General features: G+C 62.1%; 18 protein-coding genes. 7 read left to right on the top strand and 11 right to left on the bottom strand.

The window, feature by feature from the left end; genetic code table 11:
• Positions 1–2: 2 nt before the first annotated feature.
• The 3 genes from HBO11_RS14770 to HBO11_RS14760 form a co-directional block, all read right to left on the bottom strand.
• Complete coding sequence (locus tag HBO11_RS14770) at positions 3–2,432, bottom strand: fimbria/pilus outer membrane usher protein (RefSeq protein ID WP_169955050.1); 2,430 nt, start codon at positions 2,430–2,432, stop codon at positions 3–5.
• A 49-nt stretch (positions 2,433–2,481) separates the two neighbouring features.
• Positions 2,482–3,174 (bottom strand): fimbria/pilus chaperone family protein, encoded by a 693-nt coding sequence (locus HBO11_RS14765; protein ID WP_169955028.1) that lies wholly within the window; start codon positions 3,172–3,174, stop codon positions 2,482–2,484.
• A gap of 143 nt (positions 3,175–3,317) precedes the next feature.
• On the bottom strand, positions 3,318–3,965 hold the full coding sequence (locus HBO11_RS14760) for a DUF1120 domain-containing protein (protein ID WP_169955029.1): 648 nt from the start codon (positions 3,963–3,965) through the stop codon (positions 3,318–3,320).
• Between the two features lie 480 nt (positions 3,966–4,445).
• On the opposite strand from HBO11_RS14760, the gene ppx reads away from it, so the two are divergent.
• On the top strand, positions 4,446–5,948 hold the full coding sequence (ppx, locus tag HBO11_RS14755; RefSeq protein ID WP_170058897.1) for an exopolyphosphatase: 1,503 nt from the start codon (positions 4,446–4,448) through the stop codon (positions 5,946–5,948).
• A 3-nt stretch (positions 5,949–5,951) separates the two neighbouring features.
• On the opposite strand, the gene HBO11_RS14750 is transcribed toward ppx, so the two are convergent.
• From HBO11_RS14750 to hemB, 3 genes are all read right to left on the bottom strand, one after another.
• Complete coding sequence (locus tag HBO11_RS14750; protein WP_262381045.1) at positions 5,952–7,454, bottom strand: amidase family protein; 1,503 nt, start codon at positions 7,452–7,454, stop codon at positions 5,952–5,954.
• A gap of 140 nt (positions 7,455–7,594) precedes the next feature.
• A complete protein-coding gene (gene ppk1, locus HBO11_RS14745; RefSeq protein WP_169955031.1) occupies positions 7,595–9,817 on the bottom strand; it encodes a polyphosphate kinase 1 in 2,223 nt (740 codons plus the stop codon).
• A gap of 18 nt (positions 9,818–9,835) precedes the next feature.
• Entirely contained in the window at positions 9,836–10,849 is a 1,014-nt protein-coding gene (gene hemB, locus HBO11_RS14740) for a porphobilinogen synthase (RefSeq protein WP_169955032.1), read from the bottom strand.
• 218 nt (positions 10,850–11,067) lie between these two features.
• Between hemB and HBO11_RS14735 the strand changes: the two genes are divergently transcribed.
• Entirely contained in the window at positions 11,068–11,712 is a 645-nt protein-coding gene (locus HBO11_RS14735; RefSeq protein ID WP_169955033.1) for a DedA family protein, read from the top strand.
• Here HBO11_RS14735 and HBO11_RS14730 read toward each other — a convergent pair.
• On the bottom strand, positions 11,693–12,928 hold the full coding sequence (locus HBO11_RS14730; protein WP_169955034.1) for a sterol desaturase family protein: 1,236 nt from the start codon (positions 12,926–12,928) through the stop codon (positions 11,693–11,695). The two genes, HBO11_RS14735 and HBO11_RS14730, sit on opposite strands and share 20 nt — an antisense overlap.
• Positions 12,929–13,042: 114 nt before the next feature.
• Between HBO11_RS14730 and elbB the strand changes: the two genes are divergently transcribed.
• On the top strand, positions 13,043–13,708 hold the full coding sequence (gene elbB, locus HBO11_RS14725; protein WP_169955035.1) for an isoprenoid biosynthesis glyoxalase ElbB: 666 nt from the start codon (positions 13,043–13,045) through the stop codon (positions 13,706–13,708).
• Between the two features lie 63 nt (positions 13,709–13,771).
• Here the strand turns inward: elbB and HBO11_RS14720 are convergent, their stop codons facing one another.
• Positions 13,772–15,670, bottom strand: coding sequence for an FTR1 family protein (locus HBO11_RS14720; protein ID WP_169955036.1), 1,899 nt, complete (start codon positions 15,668–15,670; stop codon positions 13,772–13,774).
• Positions 15,671–15,971: 301 nt separating this feature from the next.
• Between HBO11_RS14720 and HBO11_RS14715 the strand changes: the two genes are divergently transcribed.
• From HBO11_RS14715 to HBO11_RS14700, 4 genes are read left to right on the top strand one after another with little or no spacing between them, the layout of a single operon-like run.
• On the top strand, positions 15,972–17,369 hold the full coding sequence (locus tag HBO11_RS14715; protein ID WP_169955037.1) for a hypothetical protein: 1,398 nt from the start codon (positions 15,972–15,974) through the stop codon (positions 17,367–17,369).
• 10 nt (positions 17,370–17,379) lie between these two features.
• Positions 17,380–17,748 (top strand): YcfL family protein, encoded by a 369-nt coding sequence (locus tag HBO11_RS14710; protein ID WP_169955038.1) that lies wholly within the window; start codon positions 17,380–17,382, stop codon positions 17,746–17,748.
• Positions 17,749–17,783: 35 nt separating this feature from the next.
• Positions 17,784–18,371 (top strand): penicillin-binding protein activator LpoB, encoded by a 588-nt coding sequence (gene lpoB / locus HBO11_RS14705; protein ID WP_169955039.1) that lies wholly within the window; start codon positions 17,784–17,786, stop codon positions 18,369–18,371.
• Positions 18,372–18,374: 3 nt separating this feature from the next.
• Positions 18,375–19,115, top strand: a complete 741-nt coding sequence (locus tag HBO11_RS14700) for a penicillin-binding protein activator LpoB (RefSeq protein ID WP_169955040.1) — start codon at positions 18,375–18,377, stop codon at positions 19,113–19,115.
• Positions 19,116–19,237: 122 nt separating this feature from the next.
• On the opposite strand, the gene HBO11_RS14695 is transcribed toward HBO11_RS14700, so the two are convergent.
• The 3 genes from HBO11_RS14695 to HBO11_RS14685 all read right to left on the bottom strand — a co-directional run bounded on the left by HBO11_RS14695 (position 19,238) and on the right by HBO11_RS14685 (position 22,420).
• On the bottom strand, positions 19,238–19,870 hold the full coding sequence (locus HBO11_RS14695; protein WP_169955041.1) for a LysE family transporter: 633 nt from the start codon (positions 19,868–19,870) through the stop codon (positions 19,238–19,240).
• 70 nt (positions 19,871–19,940) lie between these two features.
• Positions 19,941–20,510 (bottom strand): mechanosensitive ion channel family protein, encoded by a 570-nt coding sequence (locus tag HBO11_RS14690; protein WP_057440468.1) that lies wholly within the window; start codon positions 20,508–20,510, stop codon positions 19,941–19,943.
• Positions 20,510–22,420, bottom strand: a complete 1,911-nt coding sequence (locus tag HBO11_RS14685; RefSeq protein WP_169955042.1) for an ATP-binding cassette domain-containing protein — start codon at positions 22,418–22,420, stop codon at positions 20,510–20,512. The genes HBO11_RS14690 and HBO11_RS14685 overlap by 1 nt, the downstream gene beginning before the upstream one ends.
• Between the last annotated feature and the right edge of the window lie 27 nt (positions 22,421–22,447).

The raw sequence follows: 22,447 nt of genomic DNA, 5'->3' as shown, positions 1-22,447 counted from the left end.
ATTTACAACCCTTGGCAGGTGGCCGAGGCGGTTTCATAAAGTTTGTCATTGGAGGGCTCTGGCTCAAGGTTCAGTTGCAACAGGCAGGGTTTGGTCGAATCCGGCAATTGGACACTCAGGGTTTGCTGGGGCTGGCTGTCATTCAGGAAGATCAGGCCTTCGCCCACCACGCTGGTCACAAAGGCCTTGTCGGTGCCAAACACAGCAGCTCCCTGGGGTAACGTGCGCCCATGCTGATCACGGGCAGTCAATAGAACACGGCGGGCACTGACCACCTGGAATTCCACGGTATTGAACGAGCCGCGTGCAGCCGCCAGGGTTTGGGTGCCGTTCTTGAGGTCGACGCGCTTGGGCAGCGACTGGGTCTGCACTTGGAGGTGGCTGTTGCTGTACGCCGGTAGCCCAGGAATGACCGCTTGGCCGCGATAGTCGGTCCAGACCGGGCCCTGGGGCGTCTCGACCTTGGCGCCCGAGATATTCCCCACCGACAGCAGGCCGAACGTGTCCTGTACCGGGTAGGGCGAAAAAGTCAGCCCTTGCCCATGGGCCACCACGGCGCCCTGCAATTGCCCGGTGTAGCTGGTTCCCGAGGCGTCGCGGTTCACTCCCGCACCTATGCGGGTGTAGCGCGGCATGACATCGACCCGCCCGTGCACCGATTGCTGGCGGTCCGTCAGATCGCGCTCGGCTCCAACCTCATAGTCCACATACTCATTGACCCGTTCCGACAAGGATGTGCCGATATCGGAGCGGCCATTGCGCCGACTGGCGTAGGAGGTCAGGCGACGGCTCTCGCCAAAGGGCAGGCTGACCTGCAGGCGCAGGGACATCCCTTGCGAGGGAAGCTCCTCATTGGCGGCATAACGGCGTTTTCGGCGGCGCGACGGGCCGGTTTGCGAGTCGGCGATCAACGCGACATCAACCTCACTGAAACGCCTGTTCCACGACGCGAATACGTGTTCGGCACCCTGCCCGTCAAACTGGGTGCTGCGCGAATAGCTGAGAGATAGCGCGCCAAACAGCGGCTCGGCCCAACTCAGCCCGGCGGTGTACTGGCGCTGGAAACGCGCATCCAGAAAGTCCTTGTTCGAGACGGCGCCTGCCTCCAGGACATCCCGATAACCTCGGCTCTGGGTGGTAGCACTCAGGTTCACTTCAACCCCGGCGCCCAACGGGCTGCCCAGCGACACGGCATTGCGCGTGCCGCCCACGCCACGGACCTGGTCACGCGACATGTTGTGCCTTGCCGTCAGCGAAACCCGCTGGAAAAACACCCGGCTCAACGTACCACCGGCCGCATGATATTCATCTGTCCCCAGCACGCCGAACCCCAGGGCCGTGCCTGCGCCCAGGCCCCAGGTGCCACTGCCCATCGCCACCACCGGTTGCTCCCGGCCACTGACGAGCGTTTCGCGCACCTTGCCCAGGGCAAAGTCGAAGCCAGGCGCCACAGGCACCTGGGCTCCGAACGACGCCGCCGGCACCACGAAACTGCGCTTGCCACCCCGGGTCCCGATGACACTCACGTCCAGGTCACTGGTGCCATTGAGCAGCGGCAGACCGGTCAGGCTGAAGGGGCCTTCAGGCACCAGGGTCGAATAAATCAGTACCCCGGACTGGCGCACCTCAACCCTCGCCTGGCTATGGGCCAGGCCTTCGACCACTACACCGTTGGCGCTCCCAAGGCGCGCCACCCCATCGGGAAAGAATTGGAAGCCCGAAAGCTGGAGCCCACCAAACACCGGGCTGCGGCTGGAAATCTGGCCTGCCTGGAAGGTCGATTGCAGGGCCGCGAAATCGCGCTGGGCGTAGGCATACACATGCTCGCTGCTGCCCCTGCCATTATCGGAAATGTAGAACTGCCGACTGCGCACAACCCAGTTGCCCAGGTTGAACCCCGCCTCGGTATAGGCCGAGACAAACCGGCTGGAGCCATCACGTGCATGGCTGTCGAACCCCAGCACATCGTAATTGAGCATGGCGGCCGTACCGCCCTGGCTGAAGCTGCCCGCCTCCCACTGCGCCTCGCGCAACGATTGCGTGGGCACCACCAGGGATACTTCGTCACTGCCGGGGCGCAACCGCACTATCGTTGCCGGATACTCACCAATAAAGTCATGGCATGCCTGATCGGCCGTGACACCGGCCTGCAAGATCGCCGATGGCACCCGCAAACCGGCCTTGTCCAGCAGCCCTCGGGTAAAGCACAGTTGGCCCTGATAGTCGAAACGAGCGTCGACCAGCCCCAATGCGGCGCCATTGACCCGCAGCCCGACCACCTGGACACCCTCGCGAAAACGCGCGGCACTGCGAAAGTATTCCGAGACTTTTGGATCAATGCCATGGGTGGTCAGGGCCGCCAGGTCAAACCCCGTCCCCAGCTCGATGGCCACCACCTCCCCATGCCCCCCGAAAAGGCTGGCCAGGCCCATGAACAGCCCCGAACAACGGGCACCACCCGTCATCTTGCCCACCGCCCGGTCAATTCCCATGATCGGCCACATTGGCTTGGTAACTGTCGACGCTGAACCCGTAGACAGTCGCCGGCTGCAGGACCACCGAGCTGACGGCGGAAAGGGCGCCCTGGGTCGCAACCGCCAGGGTCTCACCCGGCAGGATGTAGCTGCGCGGCAGGATCGCCAGCTGTTTGCCCGGCAGCAGTTGCAACTCCAGCGCCAACCGCACTACATACGCACTGTCGTTGTGCACGACCAGGCCACTGCCCTGGCGCTTCCACTTCAGCAGTTCCCAGGGTGCCTGGTGCCTGGCCAGCCCCTTGGGATGCAGGATCAGCGGCAGGTTCTGGCGCAGCGTGATGCCAATGGTCGCCCCGCCGGGGCTGCGGGCCTGGGGGATGCCTTCAAAGGACACGCGTTTCAAGCGTTGGGTCTTGAGCGGCGCAGCGGCGGTGCTGATAAAACGCACCAACTGGGTTTCACCGGCTTCGACCCGGCTAATCGGCGGCGTGACAACCAGCAGCGGCTCTTGATCTTCCGGGATGTTTTCAATCACCGAGTGAAGTAACGCGGGACCCGGATCGGTGTTCTTGAGATTGATCGTCGCTTCACCGTCTTCTTCATAGAGCACAACCACCGTTGTCTCGGGCTGCATGCCATCGGCGAAGGCCATGCCACTTGCGCAAAACAGTAAAGCTGAACAACTCAACAGCGTCACACTTGCTTTCAAAAAACAACTCACAGTGTTTTCTCCGCAACGACCCAAACAAATAACAAACAAGTGCCCACGCAAAAGCAGCCGACAAGTTCCGGAAGCACCAAGAAAACTTCCGTTGCAATATCGGCTGTTTTTATAAGTGCTTAGATGTAACTAAGTACTAAAGTAGCCCGCCCATCCAGCGTGAGATCCCGGGTGAGGTCCAGGTCCTGCGCCTTGTTGATGACCGCCTTGACCGCAATCACACCGGTCAGTTGGGCAACGGCTGCCGGAGTAATGGTCGCGCCATTGCGCCACGAATACTGGCTGGGGGATTGCGCGACTTTGCCATCACTGACCTGCCAGGCGCCGGTGCCCGACCGCATGATCGGGTTCAACACCACCCCTGACGACCTCAGGTCGCGCAGGGTGACCGAGTAACCGCCGGTACGCCGGTTCGATACGGCCCCCAAGCCGAAGTTCTGCGCCTCGGTATAGCCGGCACCGAGGATCCCGGTGACCTTGCTGCTAGCCTGTAGGTCGGTCAGGGCCAGGGCGAACTTGGCCGGGGTGCTGCCGCAGTTGACGGACACCGAGGTGGTTCGCTCCTCGCGAGGGTTGAAGGCGGTCTGGGACAACTCGCCGGAGCGGATGGTCCCGTAGTCGATGATCCCACCACCACCCAGGCTCAGGTTGCAGGAGGTGGGAGTGATCGTCCCCCGCACCACCAGTTGCGCTACGTTTGTTGCCTGGGCAGCGATACTGGCTGCCAGGCAGATAATGCCCATCGTCAAACCCAATGCTTTTTTCATGATCAACCTGTCGTTAGAAAGTGTCAGGCGTTATTTATTTAAACCGGGCAGTTTACCGCCCACCTTTAGTTCCTTGTTGAAACACAAAGCCATAAATAAATAACACCACGGCATCATTGCCGAAAGACAGTTTCACCCTGGCCACCACCTAATAAATATAAGACAACACCTTAAACCCTGTGAGACCTGTTAAATACAACCGTCCCTTTTAACAACTACAGAAGTAGTCCGGAGCAAACTAAAGATCAGCATAATTAACGCCGCCATGTAGGAAACCGCATAAGCACTTCAACTTTTGAAAAACTTTATAACCCCCTACATACCACTAGGGAGATGTCATAGGCCGCCCGGGAATTTGCCCTACATTTCCTACAAAACTTGATCGAGAGCAGGGGTAAGACAAATCACCGAGCACTACGCGTTGGCGCCAGCGTTTGATCGTGGCACGATGGCAAGGTTATCGACCGAGATCCCCTACCCATGCCGCAATCCCAAGCCAAGAATCTGTCCCTGATCGCCGCCATCGACCTGGGCTCCAACAGCTTTCACATGGTCGTGGCCAAGGCCCAGAACGGTGAGATCCGCATCCTTGAGCGGCTCGGCGAAAAGGTACAATTGGCGGCCGGGATCGACGATGAGCGCAAGCTCAACGAAGAATCCATGCAGCGCGGGCTCGATTGCCTCAAGCGCTTTGCCCAACTGATCAACGGCATGCCCCAGGGCGCCGTGCGTATCGTCGGCACCAACGCCTTGCGCGAAGCGCGTAACCGTGGCGAATTCATCCGCCGCGCCGAGGAGATCCTCGGGCACCCGGTGGAAGTCATCTCCGGCCGTGAAGAAGCGCGCCTGATCTACCTCGGCGTTTCCCACACGTTGGCCGATACCCCCGGCAAGCGCCTGGTGGCCGACATTGGCGGCGGCAGCACCGAGTTCATCATCGGCCAACGCTTCGAGCCGCTGCTGCGCGAAAGCCTGCAAATGGGTTGCGTCAGCTACACCCAGCGCTATTTCAAGGACGGCAAGATCACCCCGGCGCGCTACGCCCAGGCGTACACGGCGGCGCGGCTGGAGATCATGAGCATCGAACACGCCCTGCACCGCCTGACCTGGGATGAAGCCATCGGCTCATCCGGCACCATCCGCGCCATCGGCCTGGCCCTGAAGGCCGGCGGCCATGGCGCTGGCGAAGTGAATGCCGAAGGCCTGGCCTGGCTCAAGCGCAAGCTGTTCAAGCTCGGCGATGCCGAGAAGATCGACTTCGATGGCATCAAGCCCGACCGCCGCGCCATCTTCCCTGCCGGCCTGGCGATCCTGGAAGCCATCTTCGACGCCCTCGAGTTGCAGCGTATGGACCATTGCGATGGTGCCCTGCGTGAAGGTGTGCTCTACGACCTGTTGGGCCGCCATCATCACGAAGACGTGCGTGAGCGCACCCTGGGCTCGCTGATGGAGCGTTACCACGTTGACCTGGAACAGGCGGCACGGGTCGAGCGCAAGGCGCTGCATGCCTTTGACCAGGTCGCCGAGGATTGGGACCTGGAAGACGGGGTCTGGCGTGAACTGCTGGGCTGGGCGGCCAAGGTCCATGAGGTGGGCCTGGACATCGCCCACTACCATTACCACAAGCACGGCGCGTACCTGATCGAGCACTCCGACCTGGCGGGGTTTTCCCGGGAGGACCAGCAGATGCTGGCGCTGCTGGTGCGCGGCCATCGCCGCAATATCCCCAAGGACAAGTTCGCCGAGTTCGGCGCCGAGGGCATCAAGCTGATTCGCCTATGCGCCCTACTGCGCTTTGCGATCCTGTTCCATCACATTCGAGGCACCCAACAGATGCCGCAAGTCACCCTGCGCGCCAATGGCGACAGCCTGGATGTGGTGTTCCCCAAAAACTGGCTGGACGAGAACCAACTGACCCAGGCGGATTTCGCCCAGGAAGCCGAGTGGCTGACGCGGGTGGGGTTCAGCTTGAACGTGCACTGACACCTAGACCCTCTCGGACGACAGCGGTACGCCAGGCCGGAACGCCGGCTCGCGGATGGCCTGCGAGGCCTGTTCATAACCGTGTGCAACCGAGAGCAGCGTGGCTTCACTGTTGCCCGTGCCGCAAAAGTGCAGCGCGGTCGGCATACCCTCCTCATCCATGCCCGAGGGCACCGAGATGCCGGGGTAACCGGCTGCGGCGGCAAAGTAGTAACTGTCGGAGCGGAAGTTCGACACGATGGCATCGAGCCTGTGCTCGCTCAACGGCTTATCGAGGGTGTCCTTGAAAGTCGGCAGGACGGCCGCCCACAGTTGCTCGCGCTGCTCATGCGTCACGTCCAGGCTGTTGATGTGCTCCAGCAACGCCTGGTCCGGCTCCCCGGTTTTCCTGTCACGCTCGTTGAACGCAATCAGCTCAGCCAGCGACTTCACGGGCAACCCTTCCCGGCCGGCCAAGTAGCCTTCCAGGCGTTGCTTGATCCCAGCAAACAGCGCGTCGCTGTATTGATCGTACGTCTCATTCGATACATTCGCGTCCAGCCTGCCTATGGGCACCATGACTGCACCCTTGGACGCGAGCAATGCGAGCGCGTCCTCGTAGTGCTTTCTGTCTGCGCGCAGGGCCGGATTCTGGGCGGCCTGCGGCGACAGCTCAGGCAGCGGGGTGTAGCCGATACGCTTGCCCTGCAAGGCATTGGCCGTCAGGCCGGCGGTATAGCCGGTGGTTTCGGTCATGGCATTGAGCGCTTCGCCAGCATCCCGCACGCTGCGGGTAAACGTGCCCACCGAGTCCAGCCTGGAACTGGTGATGACGCCCTCGGTACTCACCAGCCCGACCGAGGTTTTCAAACCAACCACGCCGTTGTAGGCCGCCGGGGCAATGATCGAGCCGTTGGTCTCGATGCCCAGGGCCAGCGGTACCAGGCCCTGGGCGACCGCCACCGCCGAACCCGAACTGGACCCTGCCACCTGCCCTCCCAGCCGATGGGGATTGAGGGTCTGCCCGCCACGGGAGCTCCAGCCATCGACCGCCACGCTGGAGCGGAAGTTGGACAGCTCGCTCATATTGGTCTTGCCCACGATCACGGCGCCAGCCTTGAGCAGGTTGTCCACAACCTTGGCGTTTTTGGTCGCCGGTGAACCGACCAGCGCACGGGAACCCGCACTGGTGTGCATTTTACCGCTGGTTTCAAAGACATCTTTCAGGGCAATCGGCACGCCGTGCAAAAATCCGCGCACAGTACCGCCGGCACGCTCCTGATCGCGCGCCCGCGCCTGTTCACGTGCATCGGGGTTGACCTGCAGGAACGCATTGCCACCCTGCAAACCCTGGTCGATGTTGGCGATACCTTGCAATGAATCGCGCACCAGCGACTCTGAAGTGACTGCCGCCCGAGCCATGTCGGACGACATGGCCTGCGCACTGCGGTAGCCCTTCGGCGGTGCGGCCAGCACCTCAAAAAAACCCGAGGCTTCAAGCCCGATTCCTACGCCCGATCCGATCATCGAAAACTCCTCAACTGCGCTATACAGGCTATCGCCTGATAGCCCGAGGTCAGTCTAGGAGCGGGAGCCTGGGCTCCCCAACCTGGGAAATCTGACGGTGCTGTCCGATTTCTCAGTGGGGGGTGTAGGCCTGGCCGATATCAGCGGACCGTCAGCACCGGGCTGCCCAAGCGCTCCAGCAAGGTTGCCTGGGCACTGCGCGGGTTCTGGTTGCCGGTCGGCGTGTTGCGCACATAGCGCCCGTCCGACTGTAGGCTCCAGCTGTGGGTGTTGTCGGTCAGATAACTCTCAAGCTCTTTCTTGACCCGCATGATCAGCTTCTTGCCTTCCACCGGGAAGCAAGTCTCCACCCGCTTGTCGAGGTTGCGCTCCATCCAGTCGGCGCTGGAGAGGAACATCTGCTCCTCGCCGCCGTTGAGGAAGTAGAACACCCGCGTGTGCTCCAGGAAGCGCCCAATGATCGAACGCACGTGGATATTGTGGGACACGCCCGCGATGCCCGGACGCAGGCAGCACATGCCCCGCACCACCAGGTCGATCCGCACGCCGGACTGGCTGGCCTTGTACAGCGCGCGAATGATCTTCGGATCGGTCAGCGAGTTGAACTTGGCGATGATATGCGCCGGCTTGCCGTCGAGGGCGAACTGGGTCTCGCGGGCAATCATGTCGAGCATGCCCTTTTTCAGGGTGAACGGCGCATGCAGCAGCTTTTTCATGCGCAGCGTCTTGCCCATGCCGATCAACTGGCTGAACAGTTTGCCGACGTCTTCGCACAGCGCGTCGTCGGACGTCAGCAGGCTGTAGTCGGTGTAGAGCTTGGCGTTGCCCGCGTGATAGTTGCCGGTACCAAGGTGCGCGTAACGCACGATTTCACCGGCCTCGCGGCGCAGGATCAGCATCATCTTGGCATGGGTCTTGAAGCCGACCACGCCATAGATCACCACCGCGCCGGCCGCTTGCAGGCGGCTGGCCAGTTGCAGGTTGGATTCTTCGTCGAACCGCGCACGCAGTTCGATCACCGCCGTGACTTCCTTGCCGTTACGCGCGGCGTCGACCAGTGCATCGACGATTTCCGAGTTGGCGCCGCTGCGGTACAGGGTCTGGCGCACGGCCAGGACATGAGGATCCTTGGCGGCCTGGCGCAACAGGTCGACCACCGGGGTGAACGACTCGAAGGGGTGCAGCAGCAAGATGTCCTGCTTGCTGACCACACTGAAGATGTTCTCGCTGTTTTGCAGCAGCTTCGGAATCTGCGGGGTGAACGGCGTGTATTGCAGTTCCGGGTGGCTGTCCAGGCCGGTGATGCTGAACAGGCGCGTCAGGTTCACCGGGCCATTGACCTGGTACAGCTCGGTCTCGGCCAGGTTGAACTGCTTGAGCAGGTAGTCCGACAGGTGCTTGGGGCAGGTGTCCGCCACTTCCAGGCGGACCGCATCGCCGTAGCGCCGCGAGAACAGCTCGCCACGCAGGGCGCGGGCCAGGTCTTCGACGTCTTCGGTATCGACCGCCAGGTCAGCGTTACGGGTCAGGCGGAACTGGTAGCAACCCTTGACCTTCATGCCCTGGAACAGGTCATCGGCGTGGGCGTGGATCATCGACGAAAGGAATACATAGTTATCGCCAGCCCCCCCGACCTCTTCCGGTACCTTGATGATCCTTGGCAACAGGCGCGGTGCAGGAATGATCGCCAGGCCCGAATCACGGCCAAAGGCATCGATCCCTTCGAGCTCGACAATAAAGTTCAGGCTCTTGTTCACCAGCAGCGGGAACGGGTGCGTCGGGTCCAGGCCAATCGGGGTGATGATCGGAGCGATCTCGTCACGGAAATAGCGACGAACCCAGGTCTTGAGCTTGACGGTCCAGTTGCGGCGGCGGATGAAGCGCACCTGGTGCTTTTCCAGCTCCGGCAAGAGGATGTCGTTGAGGATGGCGTATTGGCGATCCACATGGCCGTGCACCAGCTCGCTGATACGGGCCAGGGCCTGGTGCGGCTGCAGGCCATCGGCGCCGGCTTGCTCGCGGGCAAAGGTGATCTGCTTCTTGAGGCCGGCGACACGGATCTCGAAGAACTCGTCCAGGTTGCTGGAAAAGATCAGCAGGAACTTCAAACGCTCGAGCAGCGGGTAGGACTCATCCAGCGCCTGTTCCAGCACGCGGATATTGAATTGCAGTTGCGACAGCTCGCGATGGATGTACAGGCTGCTGTCGTCCAGGTTCGGAATCACGATAGGCGGTGCCGCCACCACCGGCTCCGCGGTCACGGCAGGCTGCTCGGGCGCAAGCTCCGGCGGGGTTTCGGCCACCTGTTCAACCACCGGGTGCGCATCTTTTACGGCAACTTCTGTGAGTCCTTCGGTATTCATCGAGTGTTCCTGTGAGGGCTATTGTTGCTCTCTAAGCAATTGGGCGGCACGGGCGGCAAAGTAAGTCAGGATGCCATCAGCACCCGCACGTTTAAAGGCGGTAAGGGACTCAAGGATCACGCCTTCACCCAACCAGCCATTTTGAATCGCGGCCATGTGCATGGCGTATTCACCACTGACCTGATAGACAAAGGTTGGCACCTTGAATTCCTCCTTGACCCGATAAAGGATGTCCAGGTACGGCATGCCAGGCTTGACCATCACCATATCGGCGCCTTCGGCCAGGTCCGCCGCCACTTCGTGCAAGGCTTCGTGGCTGTTGGCCGGGTCCATCTGGTACGAGGCCTTGTTGGCCTTGCCCAGGTTCAATGCCGAGCCGACCGCATCGCGGAACGGGCCGTAGTAGGCGCTGGCGTACTTGGCCGAATAGGCCATGATCCGCACGTTGACATGCCCGGCCAGCTCCAGCGCCTCGCGGATCGCCTGGATCCGACCGTCCATCATGTCCGAGGGGGCCACCACCTGGGCGCCCGCTTGGGCATGGGACAGCGCCTGCTTGACCAGTGCGTCGACGGTGATGTCGTTCTGTACATAACCCTCTTCATCCAAGATGCCATCCTGCCCGTGGGTGGTGAACGGGTCCAGCGCCACGTCGGTGATCACCCCAAGCTCGGGGAAACGCTCGCGCAGGGCGCGGGTTGCGCGCTGGGCAATGCCTTCAGGGTTCCAGGCCTCGGCGGCGTCCAGGGACTTGAGCCCGGCCGGCGTGACCGGGAACAGCGCCAGCGCCGGGATCCCCAGTTCAACCCACTGCGCCGCCTCTTCGAGCAGCAGATCAATGGTCAAGCGCTCGACACCCGGCATCGACGCCACCGCTTCCCGGCGATTTTCGCCATCGAGCACAAACACCGGCAGGATCAGATCATCCACCGTCAGTACGTTTTCACGGACCAGGCGGCGAGAAAAATCATCACGACGGTTGCGGCGCAGGCGGGTAGCGGGAAACAGGCGTTGGGCGGGGGTAAAGCTCACGGCAGACTCCTGAGCCCGGCTTGACGGGCGAGCGTGACAGTTATAAGCGGCCATTATGACGAAGGAATGACAGTTGTGCTTACTCATACAACTGGCATGCGACCTGTAGCCGCATTCATGCTTTACGTAGGAAATGTTCACTTCGTGACACATCTCGATACTTTCATGAATGTTCACGAAGGCGTAGGCTGCGCGTTCATTTCGCCAGCACCCAGACAATGCTCCAACAATTTCTGAATGACTTTGGCTACTTTGCCCTCTTCCTGGGGACGTTCTTTGAAGGTGAGACCATCCTGGTTCTCGCAGGCTTCCTTGCGTTCCGCGGATACATGGATATCAACGTGGTGGTGGTGGTCGCGTTCTTCGGCAGCTACGCCGGCGACCAGCTCTGGTACTTCATGGGCCGCAAGCACGGGCGCAAATTGTTGGCGCGCAAGCCACGCTGGCAACTGCTGGGCGATCGGGCGCTGGAGCATATCCGCCGGCACCCGGATATCTGGGTACTGAGTTTCCGCTTCGTCTACGGCTTGCGTACGGTCATGCCCGTGGCCATTGGCCTGTCCGGCTACCCGCCGGGGCGCTACCTGTTGCTCAACGGTATCGGCGCGGCGATCTGGGCGGCAGCGCTGGGTGCTGCGGCCTATCACTTTGGCGCCGTGCTCGAAGGCATGCTGGGCAGCGTCAAGAAGTACGAGCTGTGGGTCCTCGGCGCCTTGCTGGTGCTCGGCCTGGGCTTGTGGCTGCGCCGGCGCATCCGCAACGCCCGCCTGACCCGGGAAAACTGCGCGGCCGAAAAAGCCCGGCTGGAGCAGGAACAACTGGCCGAGCCGAAAAAGCCCGAGCCTACGACGCCAATCGAGTAAGCCGGCCCCGGCAACAGTAAAGGCCGATGACACTGAGCAGGCTGTAGCTGACCAACCCCAGCCAGCCCAGCACGCTGGCGGGCCACAACCCTACCAGCGGCGCCAGCCACACCAACGGCACGTTCAGCACCAGCCGCAGCAGCTCGGCCTTCAAGGCCCACGGGCGATTCTCCAGGGCCACGCCCAGGGTAAACAAGCCCAGTGCCATCACACTCCAGCCCAACACAAGCGCAGCGGTCGGCATGCCTTCGCCGACATTCATCAAATAGCTGCCAAAACCCACATACGCGGCAAATTGCAGGGCGATGTAAATCTGCTGGCGCGTGTCCAGGGGCACCTCGAATTTCCGGAACTGGCTCAGGTCCGGCTTGGCCAGCGGGTACCTGGCCTGGACGTCCGCCGGGCGCCAGCCGGTGCGCATGAACCAGATACGCAGTTTGTCCCACCCATTTTCGGTACGCCGGGCGTCACTCCACAGCTGTGCATAAAACTGCAGGTTGGCCCACAGCGGATTCCAGCTGGCCAGAGGCGTGGTCACGCCAAAGACCACCGGCTCGTTTTCGTCTTCTTCCTGGAACGAGCCAAACAAACGGTCCCAAATAATGAACACCCCGCCGTAGTTGCGATCCATGTAGAGAGCGTTCTGTGCATGGTGGGCCCGATGATTGGACGGTGTGACGAAGAACCATTCGAACCAGCCGAGCTTGGGCACATGGCGGGTATGCACCCAGAACTGGTACAGCAGGTTGAGCGACGCCACGCTGATAAACACCAGCAGCGGCACGCCGACGACAGCCAGCGGCAGATAGAAGACCCAGCTCAGCAAAAAGCCGGTGCTGGTCTGGCGCAAGGCGGTGGTGAGGTTGTAGTCCTCGCTCTGGTGATGCACCGAGTGCGCCGCCCACAGGATATTGCGCTCGTGGCCGCAGCGGTGCAGCCAGTAGTAGCAGAAGTCGTAGAAGACAAACGCGAACACCCAGGTCCAGACGCTCTGGGCCGGCAGCTCGAACAGCGCCAAATGCTTGAGGGCGAAGGCATAGGTCAGCAGCCCGACGCCTTTGGTCAACAGCCCAGTGGTGGTGGACAATACACCGGTGCTCAGGCTGTTGATGGCGTCGGCCACCCGGTAGTTGCGCTCGCCACGCCAACGGTCGGCCAGCAGTTCGACCACAATCAGGGCAATGAAAAACGGTACCGCGTAAGGGACGAAGTCCATGGGCCAGTCCGGTCAATTATTGTTACACCAAGATTAGTGCAGTGGCCGGTTGTCCCATTGGCAATGCGCGACAAATAAGTAGACATTTAACGCCATAAATCAGGAGAAATGCCCATGAGCAAAAAGATTGCAGTGATCCTTTCCGGCTGTGGCGTGTACGACGGCGCTGAAATCCATGAAAGTGTTATCACGCTGCTGCGCCTGGATCAGCGCGGCGCCGAGGTCCAGTGCTTTGCCCCGGACATCGCGCAGTTGCATGTGATCAACCACCTCACCGGCGAAGAAATGCCTGAGTCGCGCAATGTCCTGGTGGAGTCGGCGCGCATCGCCCGGGGCGAGGTGAAGGACATTCGCGAGGCCCGCGTGGAAGAATTCGATGCGCTGATCGTGCCCGGCGGTTTTGGCGCGGCGAAGAACCTGTCGAACTTTGCCGTCGAAGGCGCAGGTTGCAGCGTCAACCCGGACGTACTGGTACTGGCCGAAGCCTTTGCCGAAGCGGGCAAGCCGGTGGGGTTGATCTGCATTTCGCCGGCCCTGGCGGCAAAAATCTACGGCCCAGGCGTGACCTGCACCATCGGCAACGACGCCGACACCGCCGCCGCCCTGGGCAAGATGGGTGCGACCCACCAGGAATGCGCGGTAGACGAAATCGTCGAAGACAAGGCGCGCAAGCTGGTGAGCACGCCGGCCTATATGCTGGGCAAGAACATCAGCGAAGTGGCATCGGGGATCAACAAGCTGGTGGACCGGGTGCTGGAACTGACCCACGAGAACGACTGAACCAGCGAAGCCGATCAAACAGGTGGGAGCTGGCCAGCTCCCACAATTTGACCGCAAGTACCTTCAGGAAGCCGCCACCCGGCGCTTCTCGGCCAAGCGGCTGCGGCTGTACAGCACCACAATCGCAATGATCGCCACGGCCTGGGCACTCAACGAATAAGCATCGGCATGGATGCCCAGCCAATCGAAGTCAAAGAATGCCACCGGCCGAGTGCCGAAGATGCCGGCTTCCTGCAATGCCTTGACGCCATGCCCGGCGAACACCACCGACAGCGCACACAGCAACGCCGCGTTGATGCCGAAGAACAGCGCCAACGGCAACTTCGCCGAACCGCGCAGGATGATCCACGCCAGGCCCATCAGCAGCACCAGCGCCGTGGCACCACCGGCCAATACCGCGTTATGCCCGGCAGGACCGGCCTGCAGCCACAGGGTTTCGTAGAACAGGATCACCTCGAACAGTTCGCGGTACACCGAGAAGAACGCCAGGATCGCAAACCCAAAACGCCCGCCACCGCCGACCAGGCTGCTCTTGATGTAGTCCTGCCAGGCGGCCGCGTGGCGCCGATCGTGCATCCATACCCCCAGCCACAACACCATCACACTGGCAAACAGCGCCGTGCAGCCTTCGAGCAATTCACGCTGGGCGCCGCTGACGTCAATCACATACGCCGCCAGGGCCCAGGTCGCCGCGCCAGCGACCAACGCCAGCGCCCAACCGACGTTGACGCTGCGCACCGCCGACTGCTGGCCGGTGTTACGCAAAAAGGCCAGGATCGCCGCCAGCACCAGGATCGCTTCCAGCCCTTCACGCAGCAGGATCAGCAAGCCCGAGATATAGCTCAACGACCAGCTCAGGCCGTCGCCGCCCAACAGGCCGGCCGCTTCAGTGAGTTTGCCCTTGGCCACATCCAGGCGCTGCTGGACCTGCTCGATTGGCAATCCGTCCTGCAACGACTGCCGATACGCCATCAGGGCTTTCTCGGTGTCCTTGCGCACGTTGGCATCGACGTTATCCAGTGAGCTTTCCACCAGCTCGAAACCTTCCAGGTACGCCGCTACCGACAGGTCGTAGGCCTGCTCGTGCTCACCACTGCGGAACGCCGCCAGGCTCTTGTCCAGGGTCGCCGCGGTGTACTCCAGCAACTGCGCCGGACCACGCTGGACCTGCGGCGGCTGCGCGCGCTGGGCGCGGAACACCCGGACGGCGTCCGGCCCTTCGGCGGCCAGCACCTCTTCCGGGGTCTGGCGCGCCAGGTCGGCCAGGTTGAAGGATTTTTCGCTTTTTGCAGCGGCCGGGTCGGCGGTGAAGCCGGCGATGTAGGTCGCCAGGTCCCAGCGCTGACGGTCATCCAGCTGGTCGGCGAACGACGGCATGTCGGTGCCTTCGACGCCCAGGCCCAGGGTGTTGTAGATGCCATACAGGCTCAGGCGGTCCAGGCGCTGCGCATCGCGCAGGTTGGCCGGCGGCGGGGTCATGCCGACACCGGCCGGGCCATCGCCCGCCCCGGCGTCACCGTGGCACACCGAACAATGCTGGGCGTACAGCGGCGCGCCACGTGTCGGGTCCGGGGTAATGGCCGGCGCCTGGCTGACTTCATAGGCTACCGCCAACTGCGCCCCCAGTTGCCGGGCCTGGCGTGCTACCGCGTTACCGTCCTGATGACTGGTAACGGCGGCCAGCAGCTCATCGACGCCTTTGACCAGCGCCTCACGCTCGGGCTTGTCCGGCAGTTCTGCCACCAGCCCCTGCAACACGCCGAGAAACTCCACCTGTTCACGGTATTCAGACTCATCGACCACCTTGCCCGCCTGCACCGTCGGCGGATAGTCGGCGCCAATGTAGTCCAGCAAATGCAGGGCCTGGGGCGCACCTTCTGCGGTGGCAGCCAGCAGATTGAAGCTGCACGACACCAACGCTGGCAACAACAGCCAGGCGAGAAAACGGGAGGGGGCAGTCATGAATGAATCTCAGATGGAAACAAGAAGTAACATATTGTCGAATGTTAATGGGTTTGACTCAAGGCGTTAGTGATTGGCGGCTGAAATCTGTGCCCTGGGTAGTGGCACAAACCTTAAACAATGCCGCTGAAAAGCCATTGTTTTGCCAGTAACGAGGCCTATAATGCGCCGCCTTCGTTATCGCGAATCGGCATTTAGGCTCCTCTTTTTATGAGGAATAGGTAGGAAAAAGCTTCCTGCGATTGGTTATTCGACCCGACCAGCCCCTTCGGCCGATTACGCTCAGGGAAGCAGCACCTCAATGGCATCTCGCGCTTTTACCTCCCTTGCCCTCGCGGCAGTCACGCTGCTGTCGGGCTGTTCGATGTTCCGCAGCTACGACACGGAACTGCAAGCCACCAACCAGCAGTTGGCCAGCGGCAACGTGGATGCCGCGCTGACCCTGCTGGAAAAGAACAACAGCAGCGAAGACAAAGACCTTCTCTACTACTTTGAAAAAGGCGAGTTGCTGCGCGCCAAGGGCGACCTGGCCGGCAGCCAGGCGGCCTGGCACCGCGCAGACGTGGTGGTGTACAAGTGGGAGGAGTCGGTCAAGTTCGACACCGAGCGCTATCTGGCGCAGTTCGGCAGTTTCCTGGTCAATGACAAGGTGCGGCGCTACGAAGGGTATGACTATGAAAAAGTCATGCTCACCACCCAGATGGCGCTGAACCTGCTGGCCGTCAACGACTTTGACGGCGCGCGCACCGAAATCAAGAAAACCCACGAACGCGAAGCGGTGATCGCCGAGCTGCGGGACAGGGAATACCTCAAGCGCGAAAACGAAGCCGAGCGCCAGGGCGTAGCCACCCAGTTCAAGGATTTGCGTGGCTACCCGGTAGAAAGCCTCGACGCGCCGGACGTGGTGGGCCTGAAGAACAGCTACCAGAGCGCGTTCAGCCATTACCTGGCCGGTTTCGTCTACGAAGCCCTGGGTGAAAAAGACCTGGCCGCGCCGGGCTATCGCAAGGCCGCCGAACTGCGCCCCAACACACCGCTGCTGGAACAGGCGCTGCTCGATCTGGACGCCTCTGCCGTAGCAGCTGACGAAAGCGACGTTCTGATCGTGGTCCAGAGCGGCCTGGCGCCGGCCCGCGACTCGATCCGCCTGCCGTTGCCGATTCCTATTGACGGGCATTGGGTGATCACACCGCTGTCGTTCCCGGTGATCAAGCCAGACACTTCGACGGCCACCTTTGCGCAGATCGGCGTCGACGGCCGGCAGCAGAACCTCACGGCCCTCAACAGCACGACCGCGATGTCACGCCGCGCCCTGCGCGACGACATGCCGGGGATCATCCTGCGCACGACCGTGCGTGCCATCAGCCGTGGCGTGACGCAAAAAAACCTCAACCAGACCAACCCAATGGCCGGCCTGGTGCTGGGCATCGCCTCCGCCGTCACCGAGGGCGCCGACACCCGCACCTGGCGCACCCTGCCGGACGTCACCCAGGTCACGCGCCTGCGCCTCAAGCGTGGCGAGCACCAGGTGAGCCTGCCCAATGCCCTGGGCGGCAGCCTGGTGACGGTCAAGGCCGAACAACGCCATCAGGTGATCACCTTGCGGGTGGTCGGCAACCAGGTCTTCGCCAGCGGCCTGGCGGCCCATGTGGTCGCGAGCAACCCGGCCCAGGCCGTCGCCAGCCTCAAACAACCTTAAGGAGCACGCTATGCGTCATTTCATCCTCGGCGCCCTGGCGCTGATCTTCCTCGCCGGCTGCGCCACCCCGCCGCCGGCACCTGGCAGCGCCGCGAGCAAAGTCGTGGTGATGGGCAAGTTCAAGGGCATCGCCGTCGGCGCCATTCGGGTGGCCCGCGAAAACGGCTTCCTGACAGCCAAAGTGCAACTGAGCAACATCACCAGCAGCAATCAGATGATGTACTACCGCTTCGCCTGGCTGGGCGCCGATGGCTTCCCGGTGGGCGACGAAGAAACCTGGAAAGTGCTGAACCTCTACGCCAACCAGGCCACCTTCCTGCCGGCCATCGCCAACCTGCCCCAGGCCGCCGACTTCCGCCTTGAAGTCAAGACGCCTTGAGCCTGGCCCCTATTCAGTTTTCGAGAGACCTTCCCATGTTTGCACGCTTTTCGTTCCTCGCCGTGATCGCCGTCCTGGCCAGCGGCTGCGCCAACACCTCGCCGGTCATCGGCGGCAAAAACATCAGCTATGGCGACACCAAGGCCGTGGAACTGGTGACCAACGAGTTCGGCTCCACCGACCTGCAGATGATCGCTGAAAGCATGACCCGCTCCCTGGCGCAGTCCGGCATCCTCCAGGGCCGCCCGGTGGTGCAGGTGTATGACGTGAAGAACAAGACCAGCGAGTACATCGATACCCGCGAGATCACCACCTCGATCAAGACCCAGTTGATGAAGACCGGCACCGCCCGCTTCGCCAGCGACAACACCGATATGCAAAGCCAGGTCGACCAGCTCAAGCTGCAAAACCAGAGCGGCCTGTACAAGAAGTCCACGGTCAGCAAGACCGGCAACATGGTCGCCGCCAAGTACCGCCTGGAAGGTTCCATCAGCTCCATCGTCAAGCGCAGCGCCGACTACAAGGACGTGTTCTACAAGTTCAGCCTGCAACTGGTCGACGTCGAAAGCGGCCTGGCGGAATGGATGGACGAAAAAGAAATCCGCAAGACCACGGAGCGCTAAGCCATGGGCCCATGGATCGGCATCATCGCCCTGCTGTGCAGCTTTGGCGCCTGGGCGGCGCCGAAAATCGCGGTCACGGACCTGGCCTACGAGGCGCGGGTGGAGCAATACATCCACGCCGTCGCGGCCAGCAATAACTTCCAGGCCAGCCCGTACAACGCCAGCGGTGCGTCCAGCTACACCGAGTTCGAGAGCCGCAACAGCTACATCGAACAGAGCGAGCTGCGCAAATTCAGCGGCGATATCAAGGGCGAGATTCTCAAGTCGCGCCAGTTCCAACTGGTCCAGGGCACGCCCTACACCAGCGAGGCCAAGGGCGATGTGTACGACGTGATCAAGCGGATCAAGGCCGGCCACTTCAAGGGCGCCGACTATGTGTTGTTTGGCACCTTGTCGGATATCGACTTCACCCAGGACATCAACGCCCTGGATCGCACCAACAGCTATTCAGCGGTACTGGGGCTGGCGGTCGTGGCGGACTTCAGCCTGATCAACACCCGTACCTACGAGATCACCTCGGCATTTACCGCCATGGGTGAAGGCCAGGACACCAAGTTGGTGAGCAGTCGCGACGTGCGCGTGAGCCTGAGCCGGCCACGGGTGGTGAAGGAAGTGTCGAAAACCCTGGGTGAAGATGTGGCGCGCCAGCTGCAGGAGCAACTGGGCGCTGGCTACCAGGAACCTGGGCAGCCGGCATTGCGCAACAACCTGCCAAGGGATGAGGCGCCGAAGATCCTGCACTGAACCCAAAACCAATGTAGGAGCCGGCTTGCCGGCGATAGCGATGGGTCAGTGCAATATATGCTGGCTGATACACCGCTATCGCCGGCAAGCCGGCTCCTACAGTTTTGATTGGGTTCGTTCAGTCAGGCCGTTGCGCGATGCAGGCTGGCGAGGAAACCCGCCGCGCCCACGAACAGCCCGGCAAACGTACGGTTCACGCGTTTTTGCTGCTTGGGTGTGCGCAACAGGCGCAGTACCTTCGACGCCAGCCCGGTATAGCCGGCCATCACGATCATATCCACGCCGATCATGGTCGCGCCGAGGATCAGGTACTGGATCAGCAGCGGTGCCTGCGGGTTCACAAACTGTGGCAGCACCGCCAGCATGAAGACCAGGGCCTTGGGGTTGCTGGCATTGACCAAGAAACCACGGAACATCATCGCCATCGGCTTGCCGATCGGGCGTACGGCCGCGTCATCGCTCATGTCCATGGGCAAGGCGCGCCATTGCTTGACGGCCAGGTACACCAGGTACGCCACGCCAAACCACTTGATCGCATAGAACGCGGTAGAAGACGCCGCAAGAATGGCGCCCAGGCCGCCCGCCACCACGGCAATCTGCATCGCCAGGCCCAATTGCAGGCCGATGGCGTTCCAGTAACCGCGCAGGAAACCGTATTGCAGGCCGCTGGACATCGAGGCGATGGCGCCCGCGCCGGGGGAGAGACTGATGATCCAGCTGGCCAGGAAAAAGGCCAGCCATGTGTCGAGCGCCATTACACACCTCGTAGCAAATTCGTTGTGAGCACTAAGCTAACTCCGAGGGCCGAGGGCTGGCTAGAGAATTTTAAGGCAAGGGGCTGATATCACTACCGCGCCAGCGGCGTACCGAACGCTGGAAGAACAGGCTGTTGGGCACTTGCACCACCGCGCTGTCGGTGCCCGCCTCGGCCACTTCGATCAGCGTGGTGTAAAGCAGGTTGATCGCGATCACCCGGCCTTTGACGCCAGGCTTGTCGACGGTGTCCACCAGCTCGACCACATCGCCCAGGCGAAACGGCCCGACGGTAAAAATCAGGATCGCGCAGAGCAGGTTGGACAGCACCGACCACATGGCAAAGAACGCCACCGCCGCCACGGCCACAAAACCCGACAGCGCAGTCCACAGCACGGTGGCCGACACGCCCAGGCGTTCGAGGACGAAGATCAGTGCACTGCCCATGATCAGCCAGCGCAGGCCGCCACGCAGGGGCATCAGCAGTTGCGGCGGGAACGGGTAGCGCTCGCCCAGGCGCGTCAGGCCCTTGGCGACGAAGCGCTGGGCCAGGTAGCCGGCCAGCAGGATCAGCAGGATTTGCACGCCGACCCACACCGGTTCGATCCATTGCGCTGGCAGCGGCAGTTGCAAGGCTTCCATCAGGACAGCGCCTCCAGCTCCGCTTGCAGGCCTTCGAGCAATTCGAGGGCTTCCATCCAGGTTTCCTCCAATTGCCCTTCACGCACCTTGAGCTTGGCCTGTTCGGCCAGCAAGTCGCGCAGTTCATCCTTGCGGGCCGCTTCGTACACCGCGCTGTCGCCGAGGCTGGCTTCGATCTTGGCCAGGCGCTCGTGGACCTTGCCCAACTCGGCTTCGAGCTTGTCGGCTTCGCGTTTGTGCGGCGCCAACTGCTGGCGCAGGGCAGCGGCGGCCTGGCGCTGGGCTTTCTTGTCGGTCTTGTCCGGGTTGACCGGGGTGTTGCTGACCGGCGCGTTACGCAGGCGATAGTCAGTCAGCCAACGGGCGTAGTCGTCCAGGTCGCCGTCGAACTCTTCCACCTTGCCATCGGCCACCAGCAGGAAATTGTCGGTGGTGCTCTTGAGTAAGTGGCGGTCGTGAGACACCACCAGTACCGCCCCGCTGAACTCCTGCAAGGCCATGGTCAGCGCCAGGCGCATTTCCAGGTCCAGGTGGTTGGTCGGTTCGTCGAGCAGCAGCAGGTTTGGCCGGTCCCAGGCGATCAGGGCCAGGGCCAGGCGGGCTTTTTCGCCGCCGGAGAAATTCAGCACCGGCTCATCGATGCGTGCGCCACGGAAGTCGAAGCCACCGAGGAAGTCACGCAGGGTCTGTTCGCGCTCCGTTGGCGCCAGGCGCTGCAAGTGCAACAGCGGGCTGGCCTTGGAGTCGAGGGAGTCCAGTTGATGCTGGGCGAAGTAGCCCACCACCAGGTTCTCGCCACGGGTCAGGCGCCCGGCCAGGGGTTGCAGCTCGCCTGACAGGTTCTTGATCAGCGTCGATTTGCCCGCGCCGTTGGGGCCGAGCAAACCGATGCGCGCACCCGGGGTGAGCTGCAGCTTGACCTTCTCCAGGATGGTTTTGTCGCCATAACCCAGGCGTGCATCCGAGAGATCGAGCAAGGGGCTGGAGATTTTCAGCGACTCGCGGAACACAAAGTCGAACGGCGAATCGACGTGGGCCGCCGACAGTTCTTCCATGCGCTCCAGGGCCTTGATCCGGCTCTGGGCCTGACGGGCCTTGGTGGCCTGGGCCTTGAACCGGGCGATGTAGCTTTCCATGTGCGCACGCTGCGCCTGCTGCTTCTCGAAAGCCTGTTGCTGCTGGGCCAGGCGTTCGGCACGGGCCCGCTCGAACGCGGTGTAGCCGCCGCGATAGAGGGTGATTTTCTTTTGCTCGACATGGGCGATGTTATCGACCACGGCGTCGAGGAAATCCCGGTCGTGGGAAATCAGCAACAAGGTGCCGGGGTAGCTCTTGAGGAAATCCTCCAGCCACAGGATCGCATCGAGATCCAAGTGGTTGGTCGGCTCATCGAGCAGCAACAGGTCCGAGGGGCACATCAGCGCCTGGGCCAGGTTCAGGCGCATGCGCCAGCCACCGGAAAAGTCGGCGACCGGGCGATCCATCTGTTCGTTGGTGAACCCAAGGCCAGCGAGCATTTTGCGCGCGCGGGCGTCCGCGGTGTAGCCGTCGGCGCTGTCGAGTTCCGAGTGCAGGCGGGCCTGGGCGGCACCGTCCTGGGCTTTCTCAGCCTCGGCCAGGTCGTGTTGCACCTGGCGCAGGCGCAGGTCGCCATCGAGCACGTAGTCGATCGCGATGCGGTCCAGGGTGTCGATCTCCTGGCGCATATGGGCGATACGCCAGTCGGCCGGCAGCAGGCAATCCCCGGAATCCGGGGTCAGCTCACCGAGCAACAGGGCAAACAACGTGGATTTGCCGGCGCCATTGGCACCGATCAGGCCGGCTTTGTGACCGGCGTGCAGGGTCAGCTCGGCGTCTTCAAGAAGACGTTGCGGGCCACGCTGTAATGTTAGGCTTTGAAGTCGGATCATAATGGCGGCGGAGTCTACCAGCTTCGT

Source organism: Pseudomonas sp. WS 5010 (genome assembly GCF_012985565.1).
In the GTDB taxonomy this organism is placed as follows: domain Bacteria; phylum Pseudomonadota; class Gammaproteobacteria; order Pseudomonadales; family Pseudomonadaceae; genus Aquipseudomonas.
This window is presented reverse-complemented; position numbering and strand designations above follow the sequence as displayed.